At 71.6% G+C, this 12,801-nt stretch carries 13 protein-coding genes and 3 tRNA genes; 3 read left to right on the forward strand and 13 right to left on the reverse strand.

Annotated features, from left to right (window positions below; translation table 11 throughout):
- Positions 1-254: 254 nt before the first annotated feature.
- The 7 genes from K313_RS0108410 to K313_RS20530 form a co-directional block, all read right to left on the reverse strand.
- Positions 255-1,307 carry a hypothetical protein gene (locus K313_RS0108410; protein WP_156911252.1) on the reverse strand — a complete coding sequence of 351 codons (1,053 nt, stop codon included), beginning with the start codon at positions 1,305-1,307 and terminating at the stop codon, positions 255-257.
- A 109-nt stretch (positions 1,308-1,416) separates the two neighbouring features.
- Positions 1,417-2,136: a 50S ribosomal protein L1 gene (gene rplA, locus K313_RS0108415; RefSeq protein ID WP_029211251.1), complete on the reverse strand. Its 720-nt coding sequence runs from the start codon at positions 2,134-2,136 to the stop codon at positions 1,417-1,419.
- A gap of 116 nt (positions 2,137-2,252) precedes the next feature.
- Positions 2,253-2,693, reverse strand: coding sequence for a 50S ribosomal protein L11 (gene rplK / locus K313_RS0108420; RefSeq protein WP_029211252.1), 441 nt, complete (start codon positions 2,691-2,693; stop codon positions 2,253-2,255).
- Positions 2,694-2,786: 93 nt separating this feature from the next.
- Entirely contained in the window at positions 2,787-3,662 is an 876-nt protein-coding gene (nusG, locus tag K313_RS0108425) for a transcription termination/antitermination protein NusG (protein WP_029211253.1), read from the reverse strand.
- Between the two features lie 78 nt (positions 3,663-3,740).
- Complete coding sequence (secE, locus tag K313_RS0108430; protein WP_029211254.1) at positions 3,741-3,989, reverse strand: preprotein translocase subunit SecE; 249 nt, start codon at positions 3,987-3,989, stop codon at positions 3,741-3,743.
- Positions 3,990-4,023: 34 nt separating this feature from the next.
- A tRNA-Trp gene (locus K313_RS0108435) sits at positions 4,024-4,096 on the reverse strand.
- A gap of 146 nt (positions 4,097-4,242) precedes the next feature.
- Complete coding sequence (locus K313_RS20530; protein ID WP_029211255.1) at positions 4,243-5,448, reverse strand: CapA family protein; 1,206 nt, start codon at positions 5,446-5,448, stop codon at positions 4,243-4,245.
- Between the two features lie 175 nt (positions 5,449-5,623).
- Between K313_RS20530 and K313_RS0108445 the strand changes: the two genes are divergently transcribed.
- Complete coding sequence (locus K313_RS0108445; RefSeq protein ID WP_029211256.1) at positions 5,624-6,655, forward strand: adenosine deaminase; 1,032 nt, start codon at positions 5,624-5,626, stop codon at positions 6,653-6,655.
- A gap of 122 nt (positions 6,656-6,777) precedes the next feature.
- Here the strand turns inward: K313_RS0108445 and K313_RS0108450 are convergent, their stop codons facing one another.
- The 6 genes from K313_RS0108450 to K313_RS0108475 form a co-directional block, all read right to left on the reverse strand.
- Positions 6,778-7,866 carry a UDP-N-acetylmuramate dehydrogenase gene (locus K313_RS0108450; RefSeq protein ID WP_029211257.1) on the reverse strand — a complete coding sequence of 363 codons (1,089 nt, stop codon included), beginning with the start codon at positions 7,864-7,866 and terminating at the stop codon, positions 6,778-6,780.
- A gap of 115 nt (positions 7,867-7,981) precedes the next feature.
- Positions 7,982-8,431, reverse strand: coding sequence for a MaoC family dehydratase (locus K313_RS23455; RefSeq protein ID WP_029211258.1), 450 nt, complete (start codon positions 8,429-8,431; stop codon positions 7,982-7,984).
- A 1-nt stretch (position 8,432) separates the two neighbouring features.
- Positions 8,433-8,879 (reverse strand): FAS1-like dehydratase domain-containing protein, encoded by a 447-nt coding sequence (locus tag K313_RS0108460; RefSeq protein ID WP_029211259.1) that lies wholly within the window; start codon positions 8,877-8,879, stop codon positions 8,433-8,435.
- Between the two features lie 194 nt (positions 8,880-9,073).
- Positions 9,074-9,244 (reverse strand): 50S ribosomal protein L33, encoded by a 171-nt coding sequence (rpmG, locus tag K313_RS0108465; protein ID WP_029211260.1) that lies wholly within the window; start codon positions 9,242-9,244, stop codon positions 9,074-9,076.
- A 58-nt stretch (positions 9,245-9,302) separates the two neighbouring features.
- Positions 9,303-9,379: transfer RNA gene (locus K313_RS0108470), tRNA-Met, on the reverse strand.
- 38 nt (positions 9,380-9,417) lie between these two features.
- Positions 9,418-9,490 (reverse strand) — tRNA-Thr (locus tag K313_RS0108475).
- A 255-nt stretch (positions 9,491-9,745) separates the two neighbouring features.
- Between K313_RS0108475 and K313_RS0108480 the strand changes: the two genes are divergently transcribed.
- Together K313_RS0108480 and K313_RS0108485 are read left to right on the forward strand one after the other, a co-directional pair.
- Positions 9,746-11,656, forward strand: a complete 1,911-nt coding sequence (locus K313_RS0108480) for a 2-oxoacid:acceptor oxidoreductase subunit alpha (RefSeq protein ID WP_029211261.1) — start codon at positions 9,746-9,748, stop codon at positions 11,654-11,656.
- Positions 11,653-12,735, forward strand: coding sequence for a 2-oxoacid:ferredoxin oxidoreductase subunit beta (locus tag K313_RS0108485; protein WP_029211262.1), 1,083 nt, complete (start codon positions 11,653-11,655; stop codon positions 12,733-12,735). Before K313_RS0108480 ends, K313_RS0108485 begins: the two co-directional genes overlap by 4 nt.
- The last annotated feature ends 66 nt before the right edge of the window (positions 12,736-12,801 follow it).

Here is a 12,801-nt window from a genome sequence, read left to right on the forward strand (position 1 = left end):
TCAGCGGTTGCCATGTGGCCTCCTTCCGTAGCGTGAAGCCGGTGGCCACATGAAAAAGAGCCCCGGCGCAGGCGCACGGAGCTCGAGGTCTCGCCAGGGGCGAGCACGATCGTCGTAGCCTGCGCTGGACGCCCCGTCACGGGACCTTCGTGCCGCTATCGGACCCGAGCAGGACTCGGGGTGATCACGGCAGACCGGCGGTCATTGGTCTCGCCAAGCGTACGGGGCGCCCGGCCCACCACCAAATCGGCTGGTCAGCGCGCTGCGCTGGCGCTGGCGCTGGCGCTGGCGCTGGCGCTGGCGCTGGCGCTGCCGCTGGCGCTGGCGCTGGCGCTGGCGCTGGCGCTGGGCGAGGATGTCGCCGCCGTGCGCTGGGAACCCGGCGCCGGAGCCACGTCGTCGGCAGCCGGCGCCTCGATCGACACCGGCGCGCCCCAGCGGGAGTACTCCGTGCGGTCCACGAGGTCGGACTTCTTGGTGGGGATGGTCGCCGTCACCGACGTGGGCGCACCGGACGCGTCGAGCACCACCACGAGCTTGACCGGCTTGGTGACGGCACCGCGCAGGGCTGCGGGCGCCGACACGGCGTCGAGGTACTGGGTGGCGGGCACCGTGAACGCCACCTGCGCCCCGTCCCCGCGCGGGGTCCGGTCCCCCAGCAGGCCGCCCAGCATGGCGGTGAAGCGAGCGGGGTCGAGGGTCTCGGCCACCCGCGCCTGAGTGCCGAGCTTCTGGCTGATGGCGTCGGTGCCGCTCGGGTCGAGGAGCAGCCACCGACGGACGTCCTGCTTGGGCCTGGCGCCGGGCGTCGCCGCGGGCACGGGGACCTGGACGGTGCCCGCCCCCTTGACCCAGGTGCGGTCGCCGAGGTGGACCAGGGTGACGACGCGTCCGGACGCGTCGACCTCGACCCGCATGGCCTTGGTCCGGGTGTCGACCTGGGCCTTGGCGGCGCCCGCCGGGGTGGTCATCGCCATGCGGACCGAACCCTTGCCTGCGATCAGGTCCTTCATCGTCTGCGCGAACTGGTCACCGGGCACCCCCTCGCCGGACGGCACCGGCTGGGCGTTGGGATCCGGTGTCGTGCCTGCGAGGGACGCGCCGTCGCTGGGGAGGGTGGCCGTGGCGGTCGTCGTCGGCGCCGAGGTCGCCGCCCCCAGCGTGGAGGTCGTCGTGTGGGAGCCCGCGACGCACCCCGACAGCAGCAGCGCCGTGCCGAGAGCAAGGACACCGCCACCGGCGCCCCGCGAGACCCGGACGGGGCCCGCAGGAGGCGTCGGCCGGAGGTCGGGACGGGCAGCGCGCATGATCACCGATCCTAGAGGCCGGGCGGACGGCATACCGGAAGGCTCACCCGGGAAGCGCGAAGCCCGGGCCGACGAGGTCGGTCCGGGCATCGCGGGCTGGAGGTCAGGCTCAGGCCTGGACCTCCTCCTCGGAGGTGAGGTTGCGGGTGCGGTTGGCGTCCAGGGGGATGCCGGGGCCCGTCGTCGTCGCCATGGTCGCCTTGGTGATGTAGCGACCCTTGGAGGCGGACGGCTTGAGGCGCAGGATCTCCTCGAGCGCCGCCGCGTAGTTCTCCACCAGGTTCTTCTCGTCGAAGGAGACCTTGCCGATGATGAAGTGGAGGTTGGCGTGCTTGTCGACGCGGAACTCGATCTTGCCGCCCTTGATGTCGTTGACGGCCTTGGTCACGTCCATCGTCACGGTGCCGGTCTTGGGGTTGGGCATGAGGCCACGGGGGCCCAGCACCTTGCCCAGACGACCGACCTTGCCCATGAGGTCCGGGGTCGCGACGACGGCGTCGAAGTCGAGCCAGCCGCCCTGGACCTTCTCGAGCAGGTCGTCGGAACCGACGAAGTCGGCGCCGGCGGCGCGGGCGGCCTCGGCCTTGTCGCCGTTGGCGAAGACCAGGACGCGAGCGGTCTTGCCCGTGCCGTGCGGCAGGTTGACGGTGCCGCGCACCATCTGGTCCGCCTTGCGCGGGTCGACGCCGAGGCGGAAGGCCACCTCGACGGTCGCGTCGTACTTGTTGGACGCCGTCTCCTTGGCGAGACGGACGGCCTCCAGCGGGGCGTAGAGCTTGGCGTCGTCGATCCTGTCGGCGGCGGCGCGGTAGGCCTTGCTGCGCTTCATGTGCTTCTCCTTCGGGGATGTCGGGTGGCCCGGAGGCTCACCCTGCGGGAGTCGTGGTCGATCGGACCAGCGCTGGTCCTGCCACAGCGGACCCGGTGGGCCCGCAGGTCACGAGCTCAGGACTCGTAGCCGGGGGTGTTGATGCCCATCGAGCGGGCGGTGCCGGCGATGATGCGGGCGGCCATCTCGATGTCGTTGGCGTTGAGGTCGTCCATCTTCTGCTGGGCGATCTCGCGGACCTGGTCGGCGGACAGCGTCGCGACCTTGGTCTTGTTGGGGACGCCGGAGCCCTTGGGGACGCCCGCGGCCTTCTTGATCAGCTCGGCGGCCGGCGGGGTCTTGGTGATGAAGGTGAACGAGCGGTCCTCGTAGACCGTGATCTCGACCGGGATGACGTTGCCACGCTGGGCCTCCGTCGCGGCGTTGTAGGCCTTGACGAACTCCATGATGTTGACACCGTGCTGACCCAGGGCGGGACCGACGGGCGGGGCCGGCGTCGCGGCACCGGCCTGGATCTGCAGCTTGATGAAGCCGGAGACCTTCTTCTTGGGAGGCATGTAGAACTTCCTTGCTGTGTGATGGGCCGACGCCGTGGGCGATGACCCGGTTGCAGGACCGCCGCGGGGTGCCGCGGGGCCGGAGGGCTGCGATCAGATCTTGGCGACCTGGTTGAAGCCCAGCTCGACCGGGGTCTCCCGGCCGAAGATCGACACCAGAACCTTGAGCTTCTGGGTCTCGACGTTGATCTCGGAGACCGTGGCGTCGAGGGTCTCGAAGGGGCCCTCCATGACCGTGACCGACTCGCCGACCTCGAACTCCACGTCCACCGTGGGGCGCGGGGAGGCCGCCTGGCCGGAGCCGGTCTGACCGGCGGTGCCGGACGCGGCCGGGGCCGCGGGCTCCTCGAACTTGGGGGCCAGCATGGTGACGACCTCGTCGAGGCTCAGCGGCACCGGCTGGTGGGTGTGACCCACGAAGCCCGTCACGCCGGGGGTGTGCCGCACGGCTCCCCAGCTCTCGTCGGTGAGGTCCATGCGCACCAGGACGTACCCGGGCATCCGCACGCGGCGGACGACCTTGCGCTGGCCGTTCTTGATCTCGGTGACCTCCTCCATAGGGACCTCCACCCGGAAGATGTAAGGCTCCATGTTGAGGCTGGTCACGCGGGTCTCGAGGTTGGTCTTGACGCGGTTCTCGTAGCCCGCGTAGGAGTGCACGACGTACCAGTCGCCCTCGAGCATGCGCAGGTCGCGCTTGAACTCCTCGAGGGGGTTGACCGCGGGGGCGTCCGGTACGGAGGGCTGCTCCTCCGTGTCGATCGGCTCGACAGGCTCGGCGTCGTCGGCCTCGGCGCCGGCGTCCACGGGGGGCGCGTCCACGTCGGCGGCCTCGACGTCGAGGGCCTCGGTCTCGGTGGGTGCGTTGACGTCGGCCTCGTCCGTCAGGACCTCGGTCGTCTCGACGGGAGCGTCGACGTCGGCCTCGTCGCGGGTGGCGAACGGGTCGTTCGAGGGCTGGTCGGACACGGTGCGGGCCTACTTCCTTGCTGGTGATCGGGCGGGTGCCGCCACGGGGCGATGCTGACCGGAGGGCCGGTCGGGCCGTCAGCTGCCGGCGAACGCCCAGAAGACGAGCTTGCCGATCCCGTAGTCGAGGGCCGCGACGAACAGCATGACCGCGATCACGAAGACCATGACGACCGTGGTGTAGGTGATCAGCTCCTCGCGGGTGGGACGGACGACCTTGCGGAGCTCGTCCAGCACCTGGGCGACGAACAACGCGATGCGCCCGAAGAAGCCACGACGGGACGCGGTGTCGTGCCCAGCACCACCACGGGTGTTGACCTCGCTCACGGCCCCTCGTTTCGTCAGACAATCACGTGATCCGCAGGGCAGGAGGGACTCGAACCCCCAACCGCCGGTTTTGGAGACCGGTGCTCTACCAATTGAGCTACTACCCTTCAGGACGGTTCGAGCCGGCCGGCGCAGCACAGCGACGATCGACGCGGGATCCATCCAAGAGACGAGCATACGTCAGAGGGACGGCCCGAGGCGAACCGACGCGTGAGCCGGCGACCGGCTGTGACGCCGGGCGGACGGCATACGGTCAGGAGCAGCCCTCGCCGCGCGCCCGCCAGGTCTGGAGCGCCCGCTCGCGCTCGGCCCCCTCGAGCAGGACGGGCAGGCCCTGGGTCACCCGGGCGGGGTCGAAGGCCATGGTCGGAGCGCCGGCGTCGCCCGGGACGGTCACCGTCAGGACGCCGGACGCGCGGGTCTCGGCGCTGCTGCCGCTGCCGAAGACGAAGTTGCCGATGCCGTAGGCCACCGCCGTGTCCCCGACGGTCGTCGTCGTCTGCAGCACGTGCGCGTGCGCCCCTACCACGACGGTCGTGCCCGCCTCGGCGAGCGCGGAGTCCGTGAGGACCTGACGAGGCGTCGGGCAGCGCTGCTTCTCGATCCCGGAGTGCAGGTAGACGACGATGACGTCGGTCGGACCGGCGGCACGGGCCCGACGGACGCCGTCCAGCAGCTTGTCGAAGCCCTCCTTGTCCTTGACCTTGGCCAGACCGGGCTTGCCGGGCCCGGCCTTCCAGTCCAGGTGCGAGTCGAGGACGTCCGTCGCCCCGAACACCACCACCCTGCGACCCTTGACGTCCGTCGACCAGGGCGCCCAGGCCTCGGTGTCGTCCTTGCCCAGCCCCACCATCGGCAGCGGCGAGGATGCCTTGGCGGCGAGCATCTGCGTCATGCCGCGGTCGCCGAAGTCCATCGTGTGGTTGTTGGCCGCCGTGACCACGTCGACGCCCTCCTTGCGCAGCGCGCCCAGGATCGAGGGGCCGGTGACGAAGGTGAACGGCTTGGGCTGAGGTCGCAGCCCCGTGCGGTCGGCCGCCACGACCGTCTCGAGGTTGACCATCGCGAGGTCCGCGCGGGCGAGCAGCTTCCCGGTGGCGCCGAGGCCCTCGTCGACGATGCGGCCGGCGGATCCGTGGGCCTGGGTGTCGCCCCCGAACGCGAGGGTGATGGGCTGGGCCCCCGGCACGCCCTGGCGCCTGGAACCGGTCGTCGGCGAGGCAGTGCGGGGCGGCGCGACGGTCGAGCCGGCTCCGCCCGCGGCCGAGGTGGGGATGGCGGACGACCGGGCCGCCGGGGAGGCTGCCTCGTGTGCGAGCGTGGCCGGCGTGGGGTCGGGAGGGCCGAAGGCGTCCACGACCGAGAGGCCCCCGGCGGTGACGGCGGTCGCGACCACGGCCAGCAGCCCGACCTTGGTGCTGCGGCGGGCACGGCTGAGCAAGGGGTCTGGGCTGGGCATCGGTGACCTCGGTGAGCTCGACGACGGGCGGCGACAGGGCGTGCTGCGCGGCTGGGTGTGGCGGACGCTCCGGGTGGAGCGACCCCACCGTAGGCACAGCCCCCTGCGTCGGCGGCCGCGGCGCGCGGGCGGCCACCGTGGCCGAGCGTTCGCCACCGTCTGTGAGGATGACGACATGCCCCGCCCCCTCGACCAGCTCCCCAAGGCGCACCTGCACCTGCACTTCACCGGGTCGATGCGGCTGTCCACGCTCGCCGAGCTCGCGGCCACCGAGGGCCTGCGGCTCCCCCACGCCCTCGTCGACGAGTGGCCGCCGCGGCTCACCTCGGTCGAGTCGCGCGGGTGGTTCCGGTTCCAGCGGTTGTACGACGCCGCCCGGGCCTGCGTCCGGTCGCTGGAGGCCATGCGCCGGATCGTGCGGGAGGCGGCGCTCGACGACGCCAGCGAGGGGTCGCGGTGGCTCGAGATCCAGGTGGACCCGACGTCCTACGCGCCCTTCTGCGGGGGGCTGACACCAGCGCTCGAGCTGGTCCTGGAGTCGGCGACCGCCGCGGCGGCGGAGTCCGGCATCGGGGTGGGCGTGGTGGTGGCCGCCAGCCGGATCCGCCACCCCATGGATGCCCGGACGCTGGCCCGCCTGGCGGCGCGGTACGCCGGCGAGGGCACGGGTGCGGTGGTGGGCTTCGGGCTGTCGAACGACGAGCACCGAGGCGCGGTCGAGGACTTCGCGCCGGCGTTCGGGATCGCCCGCGGTGCGGGTCTGGCCCTCGTGCCCCACGGCGGCGAGCTGGTGGGGCCGGAGGCCGTCATACGGACCCTCGACGCGCTCCTGCCCGACCGGATCGGCCACGGGGTGCGCGCCGCCGAGGACCCCCGGGTGTTGGAGCGGCTGGCCCGCGAGGGGGTCGCGCTGGAGGTGTGCCCCGGGAGCAACGTCGCCCTCGGGGTGTATGACGCCCCGCCCGCCGTGCCGCTGCGGACCCTGCTGGGCGCGGGGATCCAGGTGGCGCTGGGCGCGGACGACCCGCTGCTGTTCGGGACGCGGCTGGTGGACCAGTATCGCGCGGCGAGAGAGGTGCACGGGCTCGACGACGAGGCGCTGGCGGGGCTGGCGCGCATGTCGCTGCGGGCGTCGACAGCACCGCGCGACGTCGTGGCGCGGGCCGAGGAGGACATCGACGTGTGGCTGGCCCAGCCCGACGGCTGACTCGGTGCTGGTCGGTGCTGGTCGGTGCTGGTCGGTGCGGCGCTGCGTCTGGACGGGGCCTCGCGCGCGGATCTACCTGAGGTAGTCACATCCGCCTGGCGTGCGAAGGCGGGCCGATGTGACTACCTGAGGTAGGTCGGGAGGGAGAGGTTGACGAGGACCGGCTCGTTGACCAGCGTCACGCCGAATGCCTCGTGGACGCCGTCGCGGACCGTGCCGGCCAGGGCCAGGACGTCCTCGGCCGTGGCCCCGCCCCGGTTGGTGACGGCGAGGGTGTGCTTGGTGGACAGCGAGGCCTCGCCCGGCAGCCCGAAGCCCTTGGTGAAGCCCGCCTTGTCGATGAGCCAGGCGGCGCTGGTCTTGACCATGCCCTCCCCCGCGTCGAAGCGCGGCGGCTCCGGGCCGTCCGCCCCGAGGTGGGCGCGAGCCCGCTCCTGCAGGTCCGCGAACTCGCGCGCGAGCAGGATCGGGTTGGTGAAGAAGGAGCCGCAGGACCACGTGTCGTGGTCGTCCGCGTCGAGCACCATCCCCCGCCGGCGCCGCTGCACCAGCACGGCCTCGCGGGCGTCCTGCAGCGGCACGCGCGTGCCCAGCGGCACGTCCAGACCGGCCGCGAGGGCGGCATACGCCACCGGGCGGGAGAGGTCGGCGACCTCGAGCTGGAAGGCGACGTCGAGGACGACATAGCGGTCGGCGCCCTTGAACACGCTGTGGCGGTAGGTGAAGGCGCAGTCGTCGGGGAAGAACGTGCGGACGCGCTGCTCACGCCGGTCGTAGACGCGGACCTGCGCGATGGTCTGGGCGACCTCCTGGCCGTAGGCGCCGACGTTCTGCACCGGGGTGGCGCCGGTGAGGCCCGGGATCCCGGACATGGCCTCGATGCCCGCCCAGCCCTCGGTCACGGCCCGCTCGACCAGGCCGTCCCAGGACTCCCCCGCCGCCACCCGGACGAACGCGCCGCCGCAGTAGTCCTGCGACTGCACGTCGACGCCCTGCGTGGCGACCCGGACGACCGTGCCCTCGAAGCCCTCGTCGCTGATCACGAGGTTTGACCCGCCCGACACGAGCAGCAGCGGCTCGTCGGCGTCGTCGACCTCGCGCACCGCCTCGACGAGCTCGTCGGTCGTCTCCACGGTCACCAGCCGGGCGGCGGGGCCGCCGACGCGCATCGTGGTGAGCGGTGCGAGGGGCGCGTCGTGCTCGACCTGCATGGATGTCCTTCGGGGGATCGGAGGTATGACGGGTCCACCGGCGCTGAGGCCTGGTGACCCTGAGGCCTGGTAACGCTGAGGCCCAGTGACGCTGAGGCCAGGTGGCGCGGCGCCGTCAGAGGCGGACGACCGCGAGCGCGCGCCCGAGGACCTTCTTGCCCTCGCACGTGGCGCTGATCTCGACCGTAGCCCGTCCGTCCTCGACCTTCTTGACGACACCACCGAGGACGACCTCAGCTCCGGTGTCGTGAGGGACGACGACGGGGGCCACGAACTTGGTGGAGTACTCCACGACGCGGCCCGCGTCACCGCACCAGTCGACGACGACCTGGACGGCCGAGCCCATCGTGAGCATCCCGTGGGCGATGACGTCGGGCAGGCCCACGCCCGTGGCGAAGCGCTCGTCCCAGTGGATCGGGTTGCGGTCCAGGCTCGCGCCGGCATAGGCCACCAGCATCGCGCGGGTGATGGGCAGGGTCCGCTCGGGCAGGGTCTGGCCCACCTCGACCGCACCGAGATCGGTGCTGCTGGCGCTGCCGGTGCTGCTGGTGCTGCTGGTGGTCATGTCAGTCCTCTCCCCGGATGACGAGGGTGCTCGTCGCCGTGCAGCGGGCCTCGCCGCCGACGGTCGCGAGCTCGCTGCGGGTGGTCACCATCGCGTGGCCGCCGACGAGGCGGACGGTGTCGACGGTCATCGTCGCCACGACCTCGTCCCCGGCGGTCAGGGGGTGGTGGTGCACGAACTTCTGCTCGCCGTGGACGACGCGGCTGAAGTCGACGCCCGCCTCCGGGTCCTCCATCAGCTGTCGGTCGGCCTGCTGGGCGATCAGCACGGCGAAGGTCGGCGGGGCGATGACGTCGGCGTAGCCGCGGGCGCGGGCGACCTCGACGTCGGTGTGGACCTCGTCGACGGCTCCGACGGCCCCGGCGAACTCCGCGATCTTGGCCCGGCCCACCTGGTAGGGCGCCGTCGGCGGGTAGGTCCGCCCGGCGAACTGCTCGTTGACTGGCATGGGCGTCACCCTAACGGCGTCGCGCGGTTACCCGCCGGTCGTGGGCGGCCCGTCGAGAACTGACCGGTCGACGAAGACGGCCCGTCGAGAACTGACCAGTCGACGAGGGGTGCGGTGCGGCATACGAGCCGGTATGACGCACGAGCGCCGCCCCTCCGGGTGGAGGGACGGCGCTCGGGATGCGGAGGACGCGCTCAGCGGGTCTCGCGGTGCGCGGTGTGCTTCTTGCAGCGAGGGCAGTACTTCGCCAGCTCGAGCCGGTCGGGGTGGTTCCGACGGTTCTTCTTGGTGATGTAGTTGCGCTCCTTGCAGTCAGTGCACGCCATGGTGATCTTGGGGCGAACGTCTGCGGACTTGCTAGCCACGGGGCAACCTGCTCTCGGAGTGGGTGCCGGAGGATCCGGCCTTGCGAAACGATGAACTTGGTAGCGGGAGCGGGGCTCGATCCCGCGACCTCACGATTATGAGTCGTGCGCTCTAACCAGCTGAGCTACCCCGCCTTGGGACAAGCCCCACCGCGGTGGACGGAGCTTGCGAGAGCCCCCTGTCGGAATCGAACCGACGACCTTTTCCTTACCATGGAAACGCTCTGCCGACTGAGCTAAGGGGGCCCGAGTGCCTAGGCGCTCGGAAGTGCACTCGTTGGGAGTGCGTCGACCAAAATACACGGCTTGGGCCGAGAGATGAAATCGAGGTGACGCCCCCACGGCCTGCTCCGGCGCCAGCCCCTGCCGTCGCAGCACGTCGGCGCCCAGCATGTGAGCCCTACCATGGACGAAGGTGCCCGACGGCGCCCGCCATGCATAACATGGCGTTTGGTTGATCCAAAGATGTCGTGTCGATGAAAGCGAAGTGAGTTCGCCCTTATGGCCACCAAGGCAGTCCACCGGCTCGAGCGTGTCGTCATCCGGTTCGCAGGAGACTCCGGTGACGGCATGCAGCTGACCGGCGACCGGTTCACCTCGCAGACCGCCGTCCTCGGCAACGACCTGTCGACCCTGCCGAACTTCCCGGCCGAGATCCGGGCACCGCAGGGCACCCTCCCCGGCGTCTCGAGCTTCCAGCTGCACTTCGCCGACCACGACGTGCTCACGCCGGGCGACAACCCCGACGTCCTCGTGGCGATGAACCCGGCGGCGCTCAAGGCCAACCTGCCGGACGTGCCCCGCGGCGCCACCGTCATCGCCGACCAGGACGAGTTCACCAAGCGCAACCTCGGCAAGGTCGGCTACGACAGCAACCCGCTCGAGGACGGCTCGCTGGACAGCTATCACCTGCACGCCCTGCCGCTGACCTCGATCACCGTCGAGGCCCTGGCCGACTTCCCGCTGTCCCGCAAGGACAAGGAGCGGGCCAAGAACATGTTCGCCCTCGGGCTGCTGTCCTGGCTCTACACCCGGCCGCTGGACTCGACCGAGAGCTTCCTGTCCGCCAAGTTCGGCAGCAAGCCCGACATCCTCGCCGCCAACGTCGCCGCGCTGCACGCCGGCCACGCCTACGGCGAGACCACCGAGGACTTCGCGGTGGCCTACGAGATCGGCCCCGCGCCGATGCGGCCCGGGCTCTACCGCAACATCACCGGCAACACCGCCCTCGCCTACGGCCTCGCGACCGCCGCGCACAAGGCCGGCCTGCCGCTCGTGCTCGGCGCCTACCCGATCACCCCGGCCAGCGACATCCTGCACGCCCTGTCCGGCTTCAAGAGGTACGGCGTCACCACGATCCAGGCGGAGGACGAGATCGCGGGCATCGGCGCGGCGCTCGGCGCAGCCTTCGGCGGCGCCCTCGGCGTCACGACCACCTCGGGCCCCGGGATCGCCCTCAAGACCGAGACCATCGGCCTCGCCGTCTCGCTCGAGCTTCCCCTCGTGATCGTCGACGTCCAGCGCGGCGGCCCCTCCACCGGCCTGCCCACCAAGACCGAGCAGGCTGACCTGCTGCAGGCGATGTACGGCCGCAACGGCGAGGCACCGGTCCCGATCGTCGCCGCGCAGTCCCCCAGCGACTGCTTCGACGCAGCGCTGGAGGCCGTGCGCATCGCGGTGACCTATCGCACGCCGGTGTTCCTGCTCTCGGACGGCTACCTCGCCAACGGGTCCGAGCCGTGGCAGGTCCCGTCCGTCTCCGAGCTCGCCCCGATCGACCCGGACATCGCGACCGAGCCCAACGCCACCGCCGCCGACGGCACCCCCGTCTTCCACCCCTACCTGCGGGACCCCGACACCCTGGCCCGCCCGTGGGCGATCCCCGGGACGCCCGGCCTCGAGCACCGCGTCGGCGGGATCGAGAAGAAGGACGTCACCGGCGAGATCTCCTACGACCCCGACAACCACGACCGGATGACCCGGCTGCGGGCAGCCAAGGTCGCGGGCGTGGCCGGCATACCCGACGTCGAGGTCGACGACCCGACCGGCGAGGCCAAGGTGCTCATGCTCGGGTGGGGCTCGACCTACGGCCCGATCAGCGCAGGCGTGCGCTACGCCCGCTCCACCGGCGCCGAGGTCGCGCAGGCCCACATCCGGCACCTCAACCCCTTCCCCGCCAACCTCGGCGAGGTCCTGCGCGCCTACGACCGCGTGATCGTCCCGGAGATGAACATGGGCCAGCTCACCACGATGCTGCGCGCGGAATACCTGGTGGACGTGCGGGCGCTCACCCAGGTGCGGGGCCTGCCGTTCACGGCGAGCACGCTGTCCGACGCCATCCACGAGGCGCTGCACGAGCTGGACCCCCGTCATACCCCCGCTCCCGCGACCCCCAAGGAGGAGCGCGCATGACCACCATCGACCTCGGCATCCCCACCCACGGGCTCAGCGGCGTGCCGCGCCTCGCAGAGAGCGACGCCCCTCAGAACAAGAAGGACTTCACCTCCGACCAGGAGGTGCGCTGGTGCCCCGGCTGCGGCGACTACGCCGTGCTGGCCGCCGTGCAGTCCTTCCTGCCCGACCTGGGCCTCAAGCGGGAGAACATCGCCTTCGTCTCGGGCATCGGCTGCTCGAGCCGGTTCCCGTACTACCTCGACACCTACGGCATGCACTCGATCCACGGCCGTGCCCCGGCCATCGCGACCGGTCTGGTGACGGCGCGTCCCGACCTGTCGGTCTGGGTCGTCACCGGTGACGGCGACGGCCTGTCGATCGGCGGCAACCACCTCATCCACGCGATGCGGCGCAACGTCAACATGACGATCCTGCTGTTCAACAACCAGATCTACGGCCTGACCAAGGGGCAGTACTCCCCCACGTCCGAGGTCGGCAAGGTCACCAAGTCGACCCCGGCCGGCTCGGTGGACCACCCGTTCAACCCGCTCTCGCTGGCGCTCGGCGCGGAGGCGACCTTCGTCGCCCGCACCATGGACTCCAACCGCAAGCACCTGCTCGAGGTGCTGCGCGCGGCGGCGGAGCACCGCGGCACGGCCTTCGTCGAGATCTACCAGAACTGCCCGATCTTCAACGACGGCGCGTTCCAGCTGCTCAAGGACCGCGGCGAGGCGGCGGCCCGGCTCGTGCACCTCGAGGACGGACAGCCGGTCCGCGCGGGTGCCGACCACGTCGTCGTGCGGTCCGACTCCGGCTCGCTCGACGTCGTCCACGAGGGCTCGGTGACGGACGAGAGCCGGATCGTCGTCCACGACGCCGGCGCCGACGACCCCGCCCAGGCCTTCGCGCTGTCGCGGCTCGACTCCGGCGATCACCTGCACGTGCCCATGGGCATCTTCCGGTCCGTCTCCCGACCGACCTACGACGACCTCGTGCGCGGCCAGATCGCCGGTGCGGTTACCTCCGCCGGGGGCCCCGCGGGCGACGCCGACCTCGACGCCCTGCTGCGCGGCAAGGACACGTGGACCATCGGGTGAGGCTCGCCGGGCGGGCGGCCCGCCTCGCGTGGCGGGCCCAGCAGGCCGTCTGGCGCCGACGCCCCT

Origin of the sequence: Arsenicicoccus bolidensis DSM 15745 (assembly GCF_000426385.1) — a bacterium.
GTDB lineage: Bacteria > Actinomycetota > Actinomycetes > Actinomycetales > Dermatophilaceae > Arsenicicoccus > Arsenicicoccus bolidensis.